Origin of the sequence: Streptomyces gottesmaniae (assembly GCF_031845845.1) — a bacterium.
Classification (GTDB): domain Bacteria; phylum Actinomycetota; class Actinomycetes; order Streptomycetales; family Streptomycetaceae; genus Streptomyces; species Streptomyces akebiae.
On the sequence record NZ_JAVRFJ010000218.1, the window covers coordinates 1 to 226 of the forward strand.

Genomic DNA, 226 nt, shown 5'->3' on the forward strand with positions numbered 1-226 from the left:
CGGCCCTTGACCACACCGTCCTCGACGGACACCTCGGACAGCAGCGTCACCTGCGGCACGCCCAGCCGCTCCGCCAGCAGCGCCGGGACGACACCCATCGTGCCGTCGGTGGACGCCATGCCGGAGATCACCAGGTCGTAGCCGGCCTTCTCGATCGCCTTCGCCAGCACCAGCGAGGTACCGATCGCGTCGGTGCCGTGCACGTCGTCGTCCTCGACGTGGATCG

Annotated in this window: 1 pseudogene; it reads right to left on the reverse strand. The window is 69.9% G+C overall.

From position 1 onward, the window contains the following. Positions 1–226: pseudogene (locus RM704_RS45135) on the reverse strand (electron transfer flavoprotein subunit beta); the annotation flags it as partial.